General features: G+C 69.2%; 20 protein-coding genes, 2 tRNA genes and 1 pseudogene. 17 read left to right on the top strand and 6 right to left on the bottom strand.

What is annotated here, in order from left to right; genetic code table 11:
* The first annotated feature begins 167 nt into the window (after positions 1 to 167).
* Both ACIA6T_RS16245 and ACIA6T_RS16250 read left to right on the top strand, forming a co-directional pair.
* The gene (locus tag ACIA6T_RS16245; protein WP_399447139.1) at positions 168 to 1028 is read left to right on the top strand and encodes a class I SAM-dependent methyltransferase; all 861 of its coding nucleotides are present in this window, start codon (positions 168 to 170) and stop codon (positions 1026 to 1028) included.
* Positions 1029 to 1131: 103 nt separating this feature from the next.
* A pseudogene (locus ACIA6T_RS16250) lies at positions 1132 to 1401 on the top strand (hypothetical protein); the annotation flags it as partial.
* A gap of 320 nt (positions 1402 to 1721) precedes the next feature.
* Here ACIA6T_RS16250 and ACIA6T_RS16255 read toward each other — a convergent pair.
* Positions 1722 to 1943 carry a CarD family transcriptional regulator gene (locus tag ACIA6T_RS16255; protein WP_073932461.1) on the bottom strand — a complete coding sequence of 74 codons (222 nt, stop codon included), beginning with the start codon at positions 1941 to 1943 and terminating at the stop codon, positions 1722 to 1724.
* Between the two features lie 714 nt (positions 1944 to 2657).
* Here ACIA6T_RS16255 and ACIA6T_RS16260 point away from each other — a divergent pair.
* From ACIA6T_RS16260 to ACIA6T_RS16270, 3 genes are all read left to right on the top strand, one after another.
* Positions 2658 to 2951 (top strand): AbrB/MazE/SpoVT family DNA-binding domain-containing protein, encoded by a 294-nt coding sequence (locus ACIA6T_RS16260; protein ID WP_399447140.1) that lies wholly within the window; start codon positions 2658 to 2660, stop codon positions 2949 to 2951.
* 21 nt (positions 2952 to 2972) lie between these two features.
* Entirely contained in the window at positions 2973 to 3290 is a 318-nt protein-coding gene (locus tag ACIA6T_RS16265; protein WP_399447141.1) for a hypothetical protein, read from the top strand.
* Positions 3291 to 3415: 125 nt separating this feature from the next.
* The gene (locus ACIA6T_RS16270; protein ID WP_399447142.1) at positions 3416 to 4648 is read left to right on the top strand and encodes an HNH endonuclease; all 1233 of its coding nucleotides are present in this window, start codon (positions 3416 to 3418) and stop codon (positions 4646 to 4648) included.
* A gap of 29 nt (positions 4649 to 4677) precedes the next feature.
* On the opposite strand, the gene ACIA6T_RS16275 is transcribed toward ACIA6T_RS16270, so the two are convergent.
* Together ACIA6T_RS16275 and ACIA6T_RS16280 are read right to left on the bottom strand one after the other, a co-directional pair.
* Complete coding sequence (locus tag ACIA6T_RS16275) at positions 4678 to 4869, bottom strand: hypothetical protein (RefSeq protein ID WP_030860372.1); 192 nt, start codon at positions 4867 to 4869, stop codon at positions 4678 to 4680.
* 9 nt (positions 4870 to 4878) lie between these two features.
* Complete coding sequence (locus tag ACIA6T_RS16280) at positions 4879 to 5727, bottom strand: helix-turn-helix domain-containing protein (protein WP_399447143.1); 849 nt, start codon at positions 5725 to 5727, stop codon at positions 4879 to 4881.
* Positions 5728 to 5981: 254 nt separating this feature from the next.
* Here ACIA6T_RS16280 and ACIA6T_RS16285 point away from each other — a divergent pair, with 254 nt between their 5' ends.
* The gene (locus tag ACIA6T_RS16285; protein ID WP_399447144.1) at positions 5982 to 6395 is read left to right on the top strand and encodes an ATP-binding protein; all 414 of its coding nucleotides are present in this window, start codon (positions 5982 to 5984) and stop codon (positions 6393 to 6395) included.
* A 323-nt stretch (positions 6396 to 6718) separates the two neighbouring features.
* Complete coding sequence (locus ACIA6T_RS16290) at positions 6719 to 6964, top strand: hypothetical protein (RefSeq protein WP_399447145.1); 246 nt, start codon at positions 6719 to 6721, stop codon at positions 6962 to 6964.
* A 424-nt stretch (positions 6965 to 7388) separates the two neighbouring features.
* Here ACIA6T_RS16290 and ACIA6T_RS16295 read toward each other — a convergent pair.
* Positions 7389 to 7485: transfer RNA gene (locus ACIA6T_RS16295), tRNA-OTHER, on the bottom strand.
* A gap of 35 nt (positions 7486 to 7520) precedes the next feature.
* Positions 7521 to 8333 (bottom strand): helix-turn-helix domain-containing protein, encoded by an 813-nt coding sequence (locus tag ACIA6T_RS16300; RefSeq protein WP_399447146.1) that lies wholly within the window; start codon positions 8331 to 8333, stop codon positions 7521 to 7523.
* Between the two features lie 302 nt (positions 8334 to 8635).
* Here ACIA6T_RS16300 and ACIA6T_RS16305 point away from each other — a divergent pair, with 302 nt between their 5' ends.
* From ACIA6T_RS16305 to ACIA6T_RS16320, 4 genes are all read left to right on the top strand, one after another.
* On the top strand, positions 8636 to 9610 hold the full coding sequence (locus ACIA6T_RS16305) for an alpha/beta hydrolase family protein (RefSeq protein ID WP_399447237.1): 975 nt from the start codon (positions 8636 to 8638) through the stop codon (positions 9608 to 9610).
* Between the two features lie 97 nt (positions 9611 to 9707).
* Positions 9708 to 10229: a hypothetical protein gene (locus ACIA6T_RS16310; RefSeq protein ID WP_399447147.1), complete on the top strand. Its 522-nt coding sequence runs from the start codon at positions 9708 to 9710 to the stop codon at positions 10227 to 10229.
* Between the two features lie 395 nt (positions 10230 to 10624).
* A complete protein-coding gene (locus ACIA6T_RS16315; RefSeq protein WP_060902739.1) occupies positions 10625 to 10912 on the top strand; it encodes a transposase in 288 nt (95 codons plus the stop codon).
* 356 nt (positions 10913 to 11268) lie between these two features.
* Positions 11269 to 11523 carry a hypothetical protein gene (locus tag ACIA6T_RS16320; RefSeq protein WP_399447148.1) on the top strand — a complete coding sequence of 85 codons (255 nt, stop codon included), beginning with the start codon at positions 11269 to 11271 and terminating at the stop codon, positions 11521 to 11523.
* A gap of 196 nt (positions 11524 to 11719) precedes the next feature.
* Here the strand turns inward: ACIA6T_RS16320 and ACIA6T_RS16325 are convergent.
* Positions 11720 to 11791 (bottom strand) — tRNA-Arg (locus ACIA6T_RS16325).
* A 130-nt stretch (positions 11792 to 11921) separates the two neighbouring features.
* Here ACIA6T_RS16325 and ACIA6T_RS16330 point away from each other — a divergent pair.
* The 6 genes from ACIA6T_RS16330 (at position 11922) to thrB (ending at position 18765) form a co-directional block, all read left to right on the top strand.
* The gene (locus ACIA6T_RS16330) at positions 11922 to 12410 is read left to right on the top strand and encodes a response regulator (RefSeq protein WP_399447149.1); all 489 of its coding nucleotides are present in this window, start codon (positions 11922 to 11924) and stop codon (positions 12408 to 12410) included.
* A 79-nt stretch (positions 12411 to 12489) separates the two neighbouring features.
* Positions 12490 to 13461, top strand: coding sequence for an ArgS-related anticodon-binding protein NrtL (gene nrtL, locus ACIA6T_RS16335; RefSeq protein WP_399447150.1), 972 nt, complete (start codon positions 12490 to 12492; stop codon positions 13459 to 13461).
* A 22-nt stretch (positions 13462 to 13483) separates the two neighbouring features.
* Positions 13484 to 14875 (top strand): diaminopimelate decarboxylase, encoded by a 1392-nt coding sequence (gene lysA / locus ACIA6T_RS16340; RefSeq protein WP_399447151.1) that lies wholly within the window; start codon positions 13484 to 13486, stop codon positions 14873 to 14875.
* A 176-nt stretch (positions 14876 to 15051) separates the two neighbouring features.
* Positions 15052 to 16344 carry a homoserine dehydrogenase gene (locus ACIA6T_RS16345; RefSeq protein ID WP_399447152.1) on the top strand — a complete coding sequence of 431 codons (1293 nt, stop codon included), beginning with the start codon at positions 15052 to 15054 and terminating at the stop codon, positions 16342 to 16344.
* Between the two features lie 6 nt (positions 16345 to 16350).
* Positions 16351 to 17409: a threonine synthase gene (gene thrC, locus ACIA6T_RS16350; RefSeq protein ID WP_385047723.1), complete on the top strand. Its 1059-nt coding sequence runs from the start codon at positions 16351 to 16353 to the stop codon at positions 17407 to 17409.
* Positions 17410 to 17847: 438 nt separating this feature from the next.
* Positions 17848 to 18765, top strand: a complete 918-nt coding sequence (thrB, locus tag ACIA6T_RS16355; RefSeq protein ID WP_399447153.1) for a homoserine kinase — start codon at positions 17848 to 17850, stop codon at positions 18763 to 18765.
* Positions 18766 to 19050 lie beyond the last annotated feature (285 nt).

Here is a 19050-nt window from a genome sequence, read left to right on the forward strand (position 1 = left end):
CCGACGTACTCCCCACCGGAGGAACACCCTTCCACATCCGGCCCACGGCGGCCGTACCGCCTCCTCACCCCTCGACCGCCTCCGACGCGAGCCCGGACGAACGAACGCAACCGTGCGAGCGTGCCGACGGGCCCCACAGGACGTCCCCGCAGGGCACCATGTGCCGTATGGCCGACAACCGGATCGTGAACACCCACCAGTCCGAGGCGTGGAACGGCTACGAGGGCCGGCACTGGGCCGACCACCAGTCGCGCTACGACGCCCTCAACGACCCCGTCAACGCCCCGCTCCTGTCCGCCGCCCGCATCCGGGACACGGACGGCGTCCTGGACATCGGCTGCGGCAACGGACACCTGACCCGGCTGGCCGCCCGCACCGCGGACCACGCCGTGGGCGTCGACCTGTCGGCCCCCATGCTGGAACGGGCCCGCGCGAGCACCGCCGCGGACCACCTCACCAACGTCTCCTACCTCCAGGCCGACGCCCAGGTGCACCCGTTCGAGCCCGCGTCCTTCGACGTCGCCCTGAGCCGCTTCGGCGTCATGTTCTTCGCCGACCCGGTCGCCGCGTTCGCGAACATCGGACGCGCCCTGCGTCCGGGCGGACGCCTGGCCTTCGTCTGCCCGCGGTCCGTCGACCGCATGGACCAGTCGGTGATCTTCGCGGCGGTGGCCGAGCACGTCGCCCTGCCCGACTTCTCCGAGAAGACGGAGACGGGCCCCGCGGCCTTCGCCGACCCGGCACGCACCCGGCACGTCCTGGGCGACGCCGGCTACGACGCGATCACCGTCACCCCACTCGAAGTACCGCAAGGATGGGGCACGGACGCGACCGACGCCGCCGCCTTCCTCTTCGGCTGGGGCCCGATGCGCCACTGGCTGCGCGACGCCGCCCCCGAGGACGTCGACCGCGCCCGCCGGGCCGCCGCCGACGCCTTCCGCCCGTACGAGACGGAGGACGGCGTACGCCTCACGGCCCGCCACTGGCTGGTGACGGCGACCTGGCCGGGTACCCCGGGGCCCGCGTGACCCCGCCGGGCCGCGCTCCTGCGACTCCGGCCGGTCGTCCTTCCCGCACGGTCCTGCAGTGGCCCGGGGCGACGACGGTCTCGTGTGGGGGCTGAGCGCTGTGCGGTCATCGGAGAAGTGCGACGGCAAGTGGCTGGTGCCGGACTTCTCCCGGCGCATGGGACCGGCCTGCGGCGGTTCGACGGACCCCGCCTGCTCGTCCCGGCTGGGCGACCGCTGGTTCTTCCGCGCGGAGGAATCCGGCTGGGAGCCGGTCTTCCCGACCTCGCTCCGCGCGTCCCCGGCTCCGCTGTCCCCCTCACTGCACCCGAGCCATCCCCCGGCGACGACCACCCCGTGGTTCGCTCGCGCCTCGGGCCTCACCTGCACGTGACCGGGCTCACCCGCCTTCCAGCGGGTGAGCCCGGTCACCTCCGGCACCGCCGGACCACCGTCACGGACGGCGGCCGGCCGCCTTGGGCCGTGCCACACCCTCGTCCGGGAACGTCCCCGGACCGTCGTCCGGGCCGAAGGACCAGTCGTCCCCGAAGTCCGGGGCGTGGAAGGGCTGTGTCGCCGGACGCGGCGCTGCCGCGGAAGCAGGGCGAGGTGCCCCTTCCAGGGCGGAGAACTGCGAGGTCAGATTGATGAGGGGGCTCCCATTCGTTACGGGTCCCGGTGGGACCCGGCATGCTGTGACCGGGCACAGCGGTCCTACAGCTTGGTCATCTTGGAGTACGGGCTCAGAATCCGCCGTTCCTCCGAGCCGAAGTTCACGACCGCGGCGATCCCCTCCTCGATACCGACGACCCGGCCGAGGCCGTACATGTCGTGTGTGACCTGGTCGCCCACGGCGAACTCCTTGGGAGGCAGCGTGACCGGGGCCTTGAAGGGGCTCGTGGGCAAATGGCGCTTGGGTGCAGCAGACTTTGTCATTGCCCCCAGTATGCGCCTGCCACCCCCGGCTTGCTGCGGTCCTGCGACGCCTGAACCGTCACACTCCCACAACGTCGTCGACTGGCCGATCTTCACTGTCCGGTGAGTGCGAGCGGTGCCGGGGGCACTGACCTGCGGGAAGGCGCGCAGGGACACGAGGAACGGGCTCCCTTCCGGCGTCATCGCCCCGCCCCGGGACGAGAGCGGACCGGAGGGACACTGCGCACGAGCGCCGGTGTCGACGGCCTCGGCGAGCAGCTTCGTTCAGGCCTCCGGCTCGCAGTGGCCGAGGGCTTCGCCGTATCTCGGCCGTGTGCCGTGTGCCGTCGGCCGTTGGTTGCCGGTCGCACCTGCCGCGTCGTGTTCCGTCCCCCGGTGAGGACGTACGGTCCGGACCCGAGCGCGACACCCTCTTCGTCCGCGAGCTTTCCGTCGGCGTGCGGCGCCCAGGTGACGTCCTCGCGGCAGGACGAACTCCACACGCGGCGGCAGATGGATGTTCTCCGGCTCCACAGCCTCTGGGAACACCGCTGACCTCTGCCGTCCCCGCGTATCCGCGTGGCGTGGCCGCGCCTCGACTGCCGGATGTCCCTGAGGCATGACCACAGACGGTAGAATGAGAGAAAGTTGGAAAGTTGGAGAGTCGCATTTTCCCTGGGGTCTGGGTAACCTGGTCGGCAAAGAAGACATGGGATGGAGAGAGGGAGGTCACCCATGGCTGCGGCCACGTTCCATGCCAGCGTGCGCGACAAGGGGCAGCTGACGCTGCCCGCAGGGGTGCGCGAGGCGCTGGGAGTCTCCCCAGGTGACGAGCTTGAGTTCGCGATCAATGACGCGGGTGTCGTCGAGGTTCACGGACTGAGGAAGATCCGCACCGACCAGGCGTGGTTCTGGACGGAGCGGTGGCAGGCGGGCGAGCGTGAGGCCAGCGAGGACATCGCGGTCGGCCGCACGACCCACCACGAGGACGTGGACGAGATGTTCGCGCACCTCGGCAAGGAGAACTGACCCGACCCCTGGGAGGCCCTATTGCCGACTTTCGAGACGACTGCTCGCTTCGACCGCGACTTCAAGAAGCTCCTTCCGGAGGAACGGGCGCGGTTCAAGGAGACCGTTCGGGACAAGTTCGTGCCGGATGTGATCAGCGGGCGGTTTCGGCCCGGCCTCCGGGTCAAGCCGGTCCAGGGTGTTCCACTTCCTGCCGGCGCGCGTCCCGTCATGGAGATGACCTGGGCGCCCGATGGGCGTGCCACCTGGCAGTACGCGGACGAGGTCCGCGCGGGTGAGCCACACATCATCTGGCGTCGAGTCGGCGGACACGAGATCTTCGATCCCGGCCCCGCCTGAGGGACGGAGGGCCGCCGCCGACGGATGTCGGCCGGCGGCCCTCGTACGGTGTGACCGACGTGATTCCCGGCAGGGCGGTTCACTTGCCGCATGGATTGTCATACTGTCCGACTAGCCTTTGGCGTATGGGGCTTGGCGACATCAGGTACGAGGACGTCATCGCGGCGACCGAGGAGTTCCGCCGTCTGGGCCGGGACGACTTCCTCCAGAAGTACGGCTTCAGGCGAGCCAGGTCGTACGAGCTGGTCCTGGACGGTCTTCGCTACGACTCGAAGGCCGTCGTCGGTGTCGCCCACGGGTACGCCACAGGCGAATTCCTCCGCGCGGGGGACTTCAGCGGCGGTGCGGCCACGGTGGCGCGGTGCCTGCGTGATCTCGGCTTCGTGGTGGAGACCGGGGAGACCCCCTTCGACCGTGCCGCCCTGCTGGAGCGCCTCCGGAAACTCAAGGTCTCCCGCGGCCCCGGGAACCCGGCACCCAGCCGTCACCAGCCGCTGAGCCTCCTGTGGGCGATATCCCGCGAAGCCGACGAGCGACCCCGCATGACCCCGTGGCCACGGTTCCGGGACGAGGTCGGCCCGCTCCTGGTCGAGTTCGGCCTTCCCAACGCGAAGGCCACACCGGAATACCCGTTCTGGCATCTCCGGGGCAGCGGGCTGTGGGAGATCCAGGGCATACCCGCCGAGTCGGCCGAGCGGATGCCGAAGGGGAGCATCCTCGACGCGCACCACCCGCAGGCCGGCTTCAAGGAAGAGGCCGCTGCTCTCCTCCGGGACCCGGCGACCCGCCTCGACGCCATCACCACGATCTGCGAGACGTACCTCCAGGACGTCGACCGCCAGGCCCTCTTCGAGCGAACAGGCCTGGCCGGATACACCACAGCCGGCAGCCTGCCGAACCCGCCGGAGGATGAGGGCAACGGCGCCGACACGGACGACGAGCACGGACGGGCGACCGGCCCCGCACCACGCCGTGACGCGACCCACTCCGTCATCGTCCGCGACGAAGCCCTGGCCAGGAAGGTCAAGGAGCTGGAGGGCGACCGGTGCCAGATCTGCGACACGGCGCTCCGCCACCTGAACCGCCCCTACAGCCAGGCGGCGCACATAAGAGGCCTGGGCAGACCCCACCACGGCCCCGACGAACTGCGGAACATCCTGTGCCTGTGCGCCAACTGCCACGTCCTCTTCGACGGCCTGGAGATCTACATCGACCCCGACGGCCTGGTCAGAGGAACAAGAGGCGACAGAGAACCCCGCCCCCTGCGCCGCGACCCCGGACACCCGATGGACGAGGCGCACATCGGCTACCACCGCGATCTCTGCACCCTCAACGCTCCCAAGCCCGCCGCCGGCTGACGCGGGCCAGGGCCGGGGCGCCGCGGGTCCTACAGCAGGTGGTCGGCCTTACCGGCCTTGATGTCGGTGATGAGGGTGCGCAGGGCTTCGAGGGAGTCGGTGAGAGGGCTCTCCTCCTGACCGGCGACGGCTATGTACCCGTTGCCGTCGGCGTCGGTACCGAGACGGAAGCAGGAGCTGCCCTCGGCGCAGAAGGGGGCTTCCCAGGTGATGTCGGGCATTGACACTCCTCATAGTTGGCGTGAGACGTCGCGGACGAAGTCTCTGGACTGCTCTGGCGACAGAGCCAGACTTTCCAACAGATCGAGCTGCGCCCGGTATTTCGCCAACTGACCTTCGGCGTGGAGGAAGGTGGGCCCGTGGGAGCTGTCCATCTGCACCGTGTCGAGCTGCGGAACGGGCCCTTCGATGTGGACGACCGTCTGCCCGGCACCAGGGAAGGCACCGTGGGCGAAGGGCAGAACGAGCACGGTGACGTTGTCCCGCTCGGACACCTCCAGCAAGTAATCCAATTGGGCACGGGCCACGTCGGCACCGCCGAACTGCATCCGGAGCGCGGCCTCGTGGATGACCGCGACGTACGGGACCGCCCTGTCGCCGGTGATCACCTGTCGGCGTTCGGAACGCAGCGCAAGTCGCAGGGCGACCTCGTGCTCGGGCAAGGCGGGAACCGCAGCCCGGAAGATGGCCATCGCCTGTTCCGAGGTCTGGAGTACGCCGGGCACGTGCACGGTGTTGGCGCCGCGCATGCGCACGGCGTGGCTTTCCGTCTCCGCGATGTCCAGCAAACCTTGGGGCAGGATGCCCCGGTAGCGCTCCCACCAACCCGTACTCGCCTGAGCCATCTCGACGAGCGCCTCGATGTACGTCTCATCGGTCACGTCACAGTTGCAGGCCAGTGTGCGCAGGCGGTCGGCGCTGATACCCCGGACTCCGGACTCGATGTTGGAGATCTTGCCTCGGTCCACACCCAGCAGGCCCGCGGCGAACTCTGCGGACATCCCTGCCGCAGTCCGGATCCGACGTAGCTCACTTCCCAGCCGCTTCTGCCGTTCTGTGGGGGTCGTCCTCGGGGGCATCGGGGTTCCTTCCATCCGGTAGAGGTGGCTCAGCGGCACCCGGAGGCCGCCGTACCTCTCCGTGGTGAATTCTCTTGAGCGCGTGGGAAATTTACCACCGACTGCTCTACTGTCGGTATCGCGCAAGCTACACACCGCAATGCCGGAAGCGCACCGCGCGAGCATGCCCGCCTGCCCTGGGACGGGTGTGCCCGCGACCAGGGCGGTAGGCCACCGGCGAGCCCCAAACCCCTCATCCAGCAATGGAGTTCGTCATGCCCGAGATCCCCCTGGTGCCCGTCCACTGGCACTTCCCCGCCCACCCCGCCTCCGTACGGAGGGCCCGCCACGCCGTCGCCGAATCACTGCCGCACGTCCTTCGCCCGCACCTGGGCGACGACCTGGGCCTGCTGACCTCCGAACTGGTCACCAACGCCATCCGCCACGGGACCTGCCGGGAGGACGAGGACCTCATCGAACTCGTGCTGTGGCCCGCCGACGGCCACTACTGGCTCGCCGTCTCCGACCCCGGCACCGGCAAGCCCGCACTGGCCCACCCGGACACGGACTCCGAGAACGGCCGGGGCCTACTCCTCGTCGACCACCTCGCCACCGCCTGGACCGTCCGCCCCCGCCCCACACGCGGAACATCCGTGGTCGCGGGCCTCTCTTTCCACCAAGGCGGTTGACCCGGCGGAACGATCGGCCGGGCCGGGTCTGTCGGACAGCACAGCCCTGCCCGTGCTGTCCGACAGACCCGGCCCAAGTCGACGGAGCCGAAGTCGTCGAGCGCGACCGTCGACCAGGCCGGCCACCGCGAGTGTGCTCCATTGCGACCGGTACGGGTGGAAGGAGGTACAGGCGGAGTACGCCGAGCTCGTTCACAGGCACGGCTTCGACCTGATGAACTGGCCGGACCGCGAGACGCTGGCCGACTTGCACGAGATCATGATGGTGCTCCGGCTCGGCCACCAGGTTCTCGCAGTGGGCTCTCAGCCGAGGAGTTCGCTCAATGTGTGAGCCGTCCGGGTGGGCGGCAGTTGACCGCGATGTCGGCGATCTGGAAGCCGGCGAGCAGAACGGATCTTTTATGGGCGATGTGCACGTACGTGTTGGTGAGTACCGGTATGCGTACCACACCGACCCCGATTGTCCTGCCCTGAACGGCAAATCGGAGACCTTCAAGGGTCGGATCGAGATCTCCAGGAAGAAGGCGGAGGCGGAGAACCTCAAGCCATGCCGGCAGTGCGGCAAGTAGCTGCCAAGGCGTGGCCGCTGCGGGACTGGGAGCGCCTTCAGGGTGCTGCTCGGAGGCCCAGTCCTTCCCCCCTACTTCCCCTTCTTCTTGGCTGACCTTTGATACCACTGCGCGCCCAAGAGGGCTGCGCAGCAGACGATGAAGAACACCACTGACCCAAGGCCTACTGACTGGATCACCAGTGAGCCGATCACGACTGCGATCACCAGCAGGACCGAGCAACCGACACAGCCGTAGGCGCACGAAGCGATCATGGGTTCCTGGCTCATGCACCCCCCAAAGTTCAATGAGCAAGTACCGAGCATAGATCCAAGTCTTGTCCCGGCGCCACGACGGCCCCGGGTTGCGTCCGCCCGCACCTACGCGAAGACCCCGTCCTCAGCGAAAGCGCTGAGGACGGGGTCTTTGGGCACCTCATGCGAAGTGCCCCCAGCAGGATTCGAACCTGCGCGCACGGCTCCGGAGGGGGCTTCAGGCCCGGACATGACCCGGCCCACCGGTCAGCGCTTTCCCATGGGGGCCGGCAAGGTGGCAGTTGAGCCAAGACATCGCAGGTCTACCGCACGCTCCTGGCATAGCCGCCTGCGCTCATGCCGAACCGCCGCCGGAAGTGCCGGTTGAGCTGGCTCTGATCGCAGTAACCGAGCTCGGCGGCGGTCTCTGCCACGGATTGTCCCGCGATCAGCATGGACTTGGCGCCGGCCAGGCGCAACAGGGTCCGGTACTGGTGCGGCGGAACCCCGTAGGCCTGCCGGAAACTCCTGATCAGATGGCGTTTGCTGCAACCGGCGACTGCCGCGAGGTCGTCGAGCGTGATGTTGGAGTTCAGTTGGCTGTGGAGCATCTCCCGTACGTGACGAAGCGCTCGAGGACGAAGTGCCGGACTCGCTGCGCCGGGAGCATCCGCATGCCTGGTGAGCAGGACGTCCACCAAGCGGATCAGCGACGACTCAAGATCCAACTCGTCCTCGCCGTGCGCCAAATCCCTGTGCAGCGCAGCGATGCCGTCGAAGAGGCCTTGGTCCGAATAGGTCACCTCGTGGAAGCGCGGCCGGCCTGTGCCGACCGGCATGAGATCGGCGTCGAGGAACATCAGTTGCACGATGGCCTGGCCGTCAGCGGCGGCTTTGTCCTGTTCGAGGCAGCTCACGACCTCATGGGGCTCGATCACCGTCACCGCGCCAGGAACAGGGGGACCCTGGGTTCGCCCGAGGTACTGAAAAGGGGGTGCGGAGCCGCCATGCGTGATCTTGACGGTGTACCCGCTGTTCACAGCGGTCGGGAAGTCACCATCGGCAGCGCGCACAACCAGGCTCTCGACTCCGAACCGTGCTCTTCTGCGGCGCGCATCGGTTGCGGACTCAGTCATGTCACTTTCGCCCTAGTTCAGTTTGTGCGGTTGATCTTACAGTTCCCAGCAAGACAAGCGCATCCGTCGGGCCAGGAAGGCACGACAGTCGAAGGTTGAGTCAGTCGCCCTCCCCCCGCCATCAGACCGCGGGACGAACACCTGCCGACATCTGTGCACTACTGCGGAGATCACCGTCCACACCGACCCGGGTGCCGGGCGGCCGTTCCTGGCCCATCAGGCTCGCGGCCACGACCGCCAGTTCCATGTCTACCGCCAGTTACGACAGGCGCTATGTCACCACCGATCTCGAAAGGGCTCCGATGAGCAAGCCGTACAGCGACGCCGCCAACATCCCGGTCAACGCGTCGCAACCCGTCCTCACCTACCACCCGGTCACCCTCGACGTTCCCGGCCGGCCCGTGCCGCTGGAGGTCAAGGTGTCGATCCCCGCGACCGGCACCGACCTGCCGCTCATCCTCCTGTCCCACGGGCACGGGCTGGCGAACTTCCTGTCCTCCCACAACGGCTACGGGCCGCTGGCGAACTTCTTCGCCGCCCACGGGTTCGCGGTCATCCAGCCGACCCACCTGGACTCGACGGCCCTCGGTCTGCGCGACACCGACCTCGAGGACGCGCCCCTGTTCTGGCGTGACCGCGCCACCGACATGCACACCATCCTCGACCGCCTCGACGACATCGAGGCCGCCGTCCCTGGTCTTGCCGAACGGCGGATCGACAGGGACCGTGTCGGTGCCGTAGGACACTCCCTGGGCGGCAACACCGTCTCCCTCCTCCTCGGAGCCCAGATGCTGGACCCGGACGACGACCGGCCGAAGGACCTCTCCGACTCTCGTGTCAAGGCGGGAGTGCTCATCGGAGCTCCGGGCATCGGCAACGACGAGCACTTCGCCGAGTGGGCCAAGACGAACTACCCGGTGCTGTATTACACCGACTTCGAGCAGATGACGGGCACCGGCCTGATCATCGTGGGCGATCAGGACCTCAACCCCAACTTCTCCAATCGGCTCAGCTACCGTGCCGACGCTTACTCGGCCAGCCCCGGCGGCAACAAGACCATGGTGACCATGTACGGCGCTGGTCACATCTTCGGTGGCATATCCGGATACGACGCGGCAGAGACGGACGACGAGAATCCCGAGCGCGTGGCGACTCTGCGGGCTCTCGTGTGGGCCTACTTGCGCAGCCAGCTCTACTCGGCCGACCCGTCCTGGAAGAACGCGGTGAACGCCCTGGAGAACGATGAAGACCCGATGGCCACGGTCGAAACGAGGTAGTTCCGCGAGGTGGGCGGCGGCGCGACGGCCGCCGCCCACCGCACTTCATCGCACCGAGACCTTCCACCCCAGCACGGATCGCACAGGAGCAACCGCCATGTGGACCACGTTCGCCGCGACCGTCGGCGGAAGCGCCGCCGGCCTCACCGGCCTCACCTTCATCGTTGTCGCCTTCCGCTTCGACGTAGTCGCCACCTCCCAGGAATACCGCAACCGCGCCGCGCAAACCGTCTCCCTGTTCCTGACAACCACAGTCACCGCGTCGCTGGTCACCCTGCCGCAGCCGACCTGGGCGCTCGGGGTCGAACTGTTGGTCGCCGCGGCAGCAAGCGCAAGTCTGCTCTCGGTGCTCGACCACGCGGCCCGCCGTGGCACGTCCCAGCATGCGCGGCCCGTCCTCGTCGTCGCGCTCGTCGTGTTCGCGGCAGGTATCGCCGCCGCCGGACTGTTCGCCACCGTCGGCTCCACCAACGGAATGGGCTTCTACGCCGCGAGTTCGCTGATCGGCCTCATGTGGGGCGTCTACGGGACGTGGGTCTTCCTCACCCAGGCGGGCACGGATCAGATCAACGCGGTAGCAAACGCGCATGACCAGCCCGGCACCGTGCCGGCCGCCTGACCGACCCCACACAGTGAGGCGGTGCGGGACTGTGACGGTGAGTGCTCGCCTGTGATCATTGAGCGTGCATGATGCGAACACGCTTGTGGGAACGGTGCTTTCGGGGTCGTCGGCGTCGGCCGTCACGCTGCTGGAATTTGCGTTGCTCCGCCTGGGCGGCTTGCGACGGGGCCAGACGGTCGCACAGCGTTTCCAGTTCTGATGCGGTCATGCCGCTCAGACGCGGGTCGGCGAGCATCGTGAGGACCGGGCCCTGGTTCGGTCGCGATCATTGACGCCGGGCGCGTTGTCGTCGGCGTCGGAGGTGTGAGGTTCCCCCCGCCGGCCGGACAGCTTGATACTGGGACGGATGGTCCCGGAGGAAGCAGTCACAGGCAGTGAGTGACAAGAGCAACATGAGCAAGCGGTACACGGCCGAGTTCAAGCGGGACGCGGTCGCCTTGGCGTTGTCCTCGGAGAAGACGGTCACCGAGGTCGCGAGGGACCTGGGCGTGAGTCCGGAAGGGCTGCGCGGGTGGGTGAAGCAGGCGAAGGTCGACCGCGGTGAGGGGCCCGCCGGGGCTTTGACCACTGCGGAGCGTGAGGAGTTGGTCCGGCTGCGGCGGAAGGTTCGCGAGCAGGAGGCCACGATCGAGGTTCTGGGGAAAGCGACCGCCTTCTTCGCTCAGGACAAGATGAGGTAGACACTGCGGCACGGTGTCGTTTCATCGATGCGGAGAAGGCATCGGAAGGTAATCCCGCAGGTCACAGCGCTGCGTTTCTGTGCCGTGTGCTGGAAGTGCCCCGTTCCACCTACTACGCGCACAGGGCGTCACGGCCGGCCCGGACGGTGCGGGAGCGGGCCACGGACGACAGGACGTAGCCAACCGGCGTATCGAGGACCTGCTGCGCGAGTATGAGTGACGCCACCTGCCCACAGACCGAGTGCGGCGTTGCCCAGCAGTCACCGAGCCGCTGATGGTGTGACGTGGCGCTCTACCCTGCGGGTGACCAGCGATCTACCTTGGTTGGGAACCGTCACGCCAAACGAGGGGGGACCTTGGCAGCGACCGCAAAGGATCTGCTCAATAAGGCCGTCAAGCAGCGAGAAGACCAAGTGCGCAAGAAGCAGTCGCTACACCCCGATGACATCGCGCTGCTCCAGATCGACGCCAACCTGGCCCTCGCTCAAAGCAACGTGGAACTCGTCGAGGCCCTCAGTGCCCTCACCGCAGCGGCCGGAAAGAACAGCGGCGACATGAAGGACGCGATAGCTGCCCTGACCTCCAAGGTTGCCGAGCTCGCCAAACGCTGAGCGTCTGGAACGAGGCCCCGGCTGGCTGTCCGGGGTCTCCGGCCACCACCTGCAGCGATGCGGCAAGATCCCGTCCACAGCTCGTCCACGGACCACGACGTACAGCCGCTCCGAGCGGCACACGCCTGCACATACGCGAAGACCCCGTCCTCAGCGTTCTCGCTGGTGGCGGGGTCTTTAGGCACCTGATCCAAGGTGCCCCCGGCAGGATTCGAACCTGCGCACACGGCTCCGGAGGCCGTTGCTCTATCCCCTGAGCTACGGGGGCGTGTCCGTCGCGGTGATCGCGGCGACGGGTAGAACATTACCAGCTCCCAGGGGGTGGTCATGAACCCGTTTTCGCGGCGGGCGGCAGCCGGCCGGGGGAGGTCCGGAGCGCGGGGTGTCGCCCGTGCGGGGTGGAAGTGGGGAAACGCCGGACGGGGTGGCCGGGGGCGACCTACTCTCGAGTTGTGCCAGGCGCATCGGGCCGGGTTCTTGTTGTGGACGACAACAAGGTCATCCGGCAGTTGATCAGGGTCAACCTCGAGCTGGAGGGCATCGAGGTCGTGACCGCGGCCGATGGTGCCGAGTGTCTGGAAGTCGTCCATCAGGTGCGGCCCGACCTCGTCACCCTCGATGTCGTCATGCCGCGGCTCGACGGGCTCCGGACCGCGGCCCGGTTGCGTACGGATCCCCGGACCAGTCACCTTCCGCTCGTCATCGTCAGTGCCTGCACCCAGTACGAGATCGAGAGCGGGCTCGATGTGGGAGTGGACGCCTTCCTCGCCAAGCCCTTCGAGCCCGGGGAGCTCGTCCGGCTCGTCCAGCGGTTGATGCTCGGTCCCCTCGGGCGGGTCCGTGGGCCCGGGGACGCCGAGCCGGCCGCCGGGCACGCCGGAGGGTGAGACCGGCGGCCGTCCACATCTCGGAATCGCCGCCCAACTCATTCGTCTACCCACCCCCCTCCTCCCCTACGCTTGTCCCGTGACCCCCGTCGAGCTCTCCCGCACCGTGCTGCACGCGGTGCGCCGTGCCGTCGACGAGGGGGAGCTGAGGGTGGTGCCGCCGGAGAAGGTCCTCGTCGCGCCTCCCGGACCCGGAGGGTGCGGGGACTACGCGACCAACGTCGCCCTCCAGCTCGCGCGGCCGGCCGGGCAGCCGCCCCAGCGGGTCGCCGAGATCCTCCGGCCCCGTCTTCTGCGCGCCCCCGGCATCGGTGACGTCGTCGTCACCGGGCCCGGGTTCATCAACATCAGCCTCGCCGACGCGGAAGGGTCCGTCGGGCTCGTCCGTGAGGTTCTGCGGTGCGGGTCCCGGTACGGGCACGGTGACGCCCTGGACGGTCGCACCGTCCGGCTGCGGCCGGCCCGTGAGGTGCGCGCCGTCGTCCAGGTCGAGGCTCTCGTTCGTATTCTGCGGTCGCAGGGTGCCGTGGTTCACGTCGACGACCACGACGGCATCGTCGTCCGGCCCGTCCCCGCGCCCGCCGACCCCTTCCGCCTCGGTCCCGACGCCGCGCGCTGGGCCCTGCTGTACCCCGCCCCGCACGACCGGCCCCGGATCGGCGACGAGCACCTGGTGCAGCGGGAGAGCAATCCGTTGTTCCGGGTCCGGTACGCCCATGCCCGGAGCCGGGCGCTCCTGCGCAATGCCGCCGACCTCGGGTTCGGTCCCGAGGCCGGTCCCATGGACGGCGCCCAGCCCCTGCTCCAGGTCCTCGCCGACCACCCCCGTGTCCTCGTCGCCGCCGCCACCCACCGTGCGCCCGACCGGTTCGCCCGGCAGCTCGTCGCCGTCGCCGACGCCGTGCTGCCCCTGCTGCCCGCCGTGCTGCCGCTCGGCGAGGAGAAACCCTCGGCCGCCCACCGTGCCCGGCTCGCGCTCGCCGACGCCGCCGGGACGGTGCTGGCCGGTGGCCTGTCCCTGCTCGGCATCGACGCACCCGATCACCTCTGAGAGAGCCCAGAGAGACACTGACATGAGCCGTTCCGCACACCCCGCCGGGCCCCGTCACGCCGACGTCCTCCCCGAGGGGCACTACTCCGCACCGCCCACCGACCTCAACGCCCTCGACCCCAAGGTGTGGGCCGAGACCGTCACGCGTGACACGGACGGTGTGCTCACCGTCGGCGGGATCGACGTCAAGCGGCTGGCCGAGGAGTACGGCACCCCCGCCTACGTCCTCGACGAGGACGACTTCCGGGCCCGGGCGCGGGCCTGGCGTACCGCCTTCGGCAGCGACGCCGACGTGTTCTACGCCGGCAAGGCGTTCCTCTCCCGGGCCGTCGTGCGGTGGCTGGACGAGGAGGGGCTGAACCTCGACGTGTGTTCCGGTGGGGAGCTGGCCACCGCGCTCTCCGCGGGAATGCCCGCCGAGCGCATCGCCTTCCACGGCAACAACAAGTCCGTGGCGGAGATCCGGCGGGCCGTCGAGGCCGGGGTCGGGCGGATCGTGCTCGACTCGTTCCAGGAGATCGTCCGGGTCGCGCACATCGCGCGGGAGCTCGGCAGGCGGCAGCGGGTGCAGATCCGTATCACCGTGGGCGTCGAGGCGCACACGCACGAGTTCATCGCCACCGCCCACGAGGACCAGAAGTTCGGGATCCCGCTGGCCGGCGGGCAGGCCGCGGAGGCCGTGCGGCGGGCGTTGCGGCTCGACGGTCTCGAGCTCATCGGGATCCACTCCCACATCGGTTCGCAGATCTTCGACATGTCCGGGTTCGAGGTGGCCGCGCACCGGGTGGTGGGGCTGCTCAAGGACATCCGGGACGAGCACGGCGTCGAGCTGCCCGAGATCGACCTCGGGGGCGGGCTCGGGATCGCGTACACCAGTGACGACGACCCGCGCGAGCCGCACGAGATCGCCAAGGCGCTGACCGAGATCGTCACCCGGGAGTGCGAGGCCGCGCGGCTGACGACCCCCCGGATCTCCGTCGAGCCGGGGCGGGCCATCGTCGGGCCCACCGCCTTCACGCTCTACGAGGTCGGCACCGTCAAGCCGCTCGACGGGCTGCGGACCTACGTCTCCGTGGACGGCGGGATGTCGGACAACATCCGCACCGCGCTGTACGACGCCGAGTACAGCGTCGCCCTCGCCTCCCGTGTCTCCGACGCCGAGCCGATGCTGTGCCGGGTCGTCGGCAAGCACTGCGAGAGCGGGGACATCGTGGTGAAGGACGCCTTCCTGCCGGGGGACCTGGCACCCGGTGACCTCATCGCCGTCCCCGCGACCGGGGCGTACTGCCGGTCGATGGCCAGCAACTACAACCATGTGCTGCGTCCGCCCGTCGTCGCCGTCAGGGGCGGCGAGGCGCGCGTGATCGTGCGGCGGGAGACGGAGGAGGATCTCCTCCGTCTCGACGTCGGATGAGTGACGACGTCGGATGAGCGACGACGCAGGAAGACCGTGACCGGGTGGCGGAAGATCTTCTGTCTTCCCGGTCACGAAAATGAAATAGATGTCTCACGATCCGGACATAACGCAGAAAGTCCCGTCCGGTGAGTGAGACTGGTGCAACCGAGACGGTAATCAGGAAACGAGGTCGGATGATGCGTACGCGTCCGCTGAAGGTGGCGCTGCTGGGCTGTGGAGTGGTCGGCTCAGAGGTGGCGCGCATCATGACGACGCACGCCGACGACCTCGCCGCCCGGATCGGGGCCCCGGTGGAGCTCGCGGGCGTGGCGGTACGGCGGCCCGACAAGGTGCGGGAGGGGATCGACCCCGCGCTGGTCACCACCGACGCCACCGCGCTCGTCAAACGCGGCGACCTCGACATCGTCGTGGAGGTCATCGGCGGGATCGAGCCCGCCCGTACGCTCATCACCACCGCCTTCGAGCACGGCGCGTCCGTCGTCTCCGCGAACAAGGCGCTGCTGGCCCAGGACGGCGCCGCGCTGCACGCCGCCGCCGAGGAGCACGGCAAGGACCTCTACTACGAGGCCGCCGTCGCCGGTGCCATCCCGCTGATCCGGCCGTTGAGGGAGTCCCTCGCGGGCGACAAGGTCAACCGGGTGCTCGGCATCGTCAACGGGACCACCAACTTCATCCTCGACAAGATGGACTCCACCGGCGCCGGGTACCAGGAGGCGCTCGACGAGGCCACCGCGCTCGGGTACGCCGAGGCCGACCCCACCGCCGACGTCGAGGGGTTCGACGCCGCCGCCAAGGCCGCCATCCTCGCCGGGATCGCCTTCCACACGCGGGTGCGGCTCGACGACGTCCACCGCGAGGGCATGACCGAGGTCACCGCCGGCGACTTCGCCTCCGCCAGGGAGATGGGCTGCACCATCAAGCTGCTCGCCATCTGCGAGCGGGCCGGGGACGGGGCGTCGGTCACCGCGCGGGTGCATCCGGCGATGATTCCGCTCAGCCATCCGCTGGCCTCCGTGCGTGGCGCCTACAACGCGGTGTTCGTCGAGTCGGACGCCTCCGGGCAGCTGATGTTCTACGGGCCCGGCGCGGGCGGTGCGCCGACCGCCTCCGCCGTGCTCGGTGACCTCGTCGCCGTGGGGCGGAACCGGATCAGCGGGACGACCGGACCCGGTGAGTCCGCGTACGCCGCGCTGCCCGTGTCGTCGATGGGCGAGGTCGTCACGCGGTACCACATCAGCCTCGACGTGGCCGACAAACCGGGCGTCCTCGCCCAGGTCGCGACCGTGTTCGCCGAGCACGGTGTCTCGATCGATACGGTTCGCCAGTCGGGCAAGGACGGCGAGGCCTCCCTCGTCGTCGTCACCCACCGTGCGTCCGACGCGGCCCTCGGCGGGACCGTCGAGGCGTTGCGCAAGCTCGACACCGTGCGCGGTGTCGCCAGCATCATGCGGGTTGAAGGAGAGTAACCAGCAATGACCCACCAGTGGCGCGGAATCATCGAGGAGTACCGGGACCGGCTGCCGGTATCCGACACCACGCCGGTCGTGACGCTCCGCGAGGGCGGCACACCGCTCGTGCCCGCGCAGGTGCTCTCCGAGCGCACGGGCTGCGAGGTGCACCTCAAGGTCGAGGGCGCGAACCCGACCGGGTCCTTCAAGGACCGCGGGATGACCATGGCCATCTCCAAGGCCAAGGAGGAGGGGGCGCAGGCCGTCATCTGCGCCTCCACCGGCAACACGTCCGCCTCCGCCGCAGCGTATGGCGTGCGGGCCGGCATGGTGTCCGCCGTCCTCGTGCCGCAGGGCAAGATCGCGCTCGGCAAGATGGGGCAGGCGCTGGTCCACGGGGCGAAGATCCTCCAGGTCGACGGCAACTTCGACGACTGCCTCACGCTGGCCCGCGCGCTGAGCGACAACTACCCGGTGGCGCTGGTCAATTCGGTCAATCCGGTGCGGATAGAAGGGCAGAAGACGGCCGCCTTCGAGATCGTGGACATGCTGGGCGACGCGCCCGACATCCACGTCCTTCCGGTGGGCAACGCGGGCAACATCACCGCGTACTGGAAGGGGTACAAGGAGTACGCCGCCGACGGGATCAGCACGAGGACGCCGCGCATGTGGGGCTTCCAGGCCTCCGGCAGCGCGCCGATCGTGCGCGGCGAGGTCGTCAAGGACCCGTCGACCATCGCCACCGCCATCCGCATCGGCAACCCCGCCTCCTGGGACTTCGCGCTCGCCGCGCGGGACGAGTCGGGCGGCGCCATCGACGAGGTGACGGACCGTGAGATCCTGCGCGCCTACCGGCTGTTGGCCTCGCAGGAGGGCGTCTTCGTCGAGCCCGCGTCCGCCGCGTCGGTCGCCGGTCTGCTGAAGGCCGCCGAGCAGGGCAAGGTCGACCCGGGGCAGAAGATCGTGTGCACCGTCACCGGCAACGGTCTGAAGGACCCGGACTGGGCCGTCGCCGGCGCCCCGCAGCCGGTCACCGTCCCCGTGGACGCCGCGACCGCCGCCGAGCGGCTCGGTCTGGTCTAGTACCTGATCCGGTGCCTGGCCCCGTACCGGGCCAGTACCCGGTCCGGTACCGGCGCCGCGACCCGCGACGTCGTCCGCAAAACGGGCGTAAGGGCGCGTCCACCTGGGGAAGTTCTCCACAGGGGGTGCACGGGGGGCTTGCGACACGCATCGTGCGCCTCCTGTGCGCCCTATGTCGCCACTGAACCTTCCTTCGATAGGCTGTACCGAACCCGCCCGCCGCATATGCCGCGGTACCGCGGCGTCTCCGTGGTCCGGAAAGCGGCCCGGAGCGGCCCGGAGAGCGGCCGGCCATCCCGGTCGGCGGCGATCCCGGGAGTCGGCCCCGAGGGGTTGACCCCAGGGGGTTTCGTACACCCTCGAATGTCCATCGAATGCCCTCGAACGTTCATCGAATGTCATTCGACAGTCACGCAGCTCAAGGAGAGTCTTCGAGCGATGGCCGGTCCCGCGTTCCGCGCCGCCGCCGTCCGGGTGCGCGTCCCCGCCACCAGCGCCAACCTCGGCCCGGGCTTCGACGCCCTCGGCCTCGCGCTGGGTCTCTACGACGACGTGGTCGTCCGGGTGGCCGAGTCCGGACTGCACATCGACATCGCCGGTGAGGGCGGCGAGACCCTCCCGCGCGACGAGCGCCATCTCCTCGTACGCTCCCTGCGCACCGCCTTCGACCTGCTCGGCGGGCAGCCGCGCGGCCTGGAGATCGTCTGCGCCAACCGCATCCCGCACGGCCGGGGCCTCGGTTCCTCCTCCGCCGCCATCTGCGCCGGCATCGTCGCCGCCCGCGCCGTGACCATAGGCGCCGAGGCCAGGCTCGACGACACCGCGCTGCTCGAACTCGCCACCGAGATCGAGGGCCACCCCGACAACGTCGCGGCCTGTCTGCTGGGCGGTTTCACCCTGTCCTGGATGGAGCGCGGCGCGGCCCGGGCGATCAGGATGGAGCCCGCCGATTCCATCGTTCCGGTGGTTTTCGTGCCCGGGAAGCCGGTTCTCACCGAGACCGCGCGCGGTCTGCTCCCGCGCACCGTGCCGCATGTCGACGCCGCCGCCAACGCGGGCCGTGCCGCCCTGCTCGTCGAGGCCCTGACCAGGCGCCCCGAGCTGCTGCTGCCCGCCACCGAGGACCGACTGCACCAGGAGTACCGCGCCCCGGCCATGCCCGAGAGCGCCGCCCTGGTGGAGCGGCTGCGGGGGGACGGGATCCCCGCGGTGATCTCCGGCGCCGGACCCACGGTCATGGCGCTGGCGGACGCGGAAACGGCCGACAAGGTCGAAGCGCTGGCCGGCAACGACTGGGCCGCCAACCGGCTCGGCCTCGACGCCCAGGGCGCGAGCGTGCTTCCGCTCGCCACCTGACACTCGGTTGCCGGATTTGGAGAGGGGGAATGTTTGTTGGATCCGGTAGTGTTAACCTCAAGTCTGCACCCGACCCCACCATGGCGAGGTGCCTCGTGTCCCCGTCCGGGACAGACATTCTTCCGGGAGCCCCCCAAGCCGCACTGTGTTCTCTGCTACGTACGCGGGCAGTACGTCGTACGCGGACGCTGAACGGCCCGCGGGGCGGGCTTCGGAACCGGTGCGACCACGCCACGTGACACTGGATGCCACGGCTCGGGGAAGCGCCATCACCAGATATCTCTT

Origin of the sequence: Streptomyces sp. NPDC051740 (genome assembly GCF_044453165.1) — a bacterium.
Classification (GTDB): domain Bacteria; phylum Actinomycetota; class Actinomycetes; order Streptomycetales; family Streptomycetaceae; genus Streptomyces; species Streptomyces atrovirens.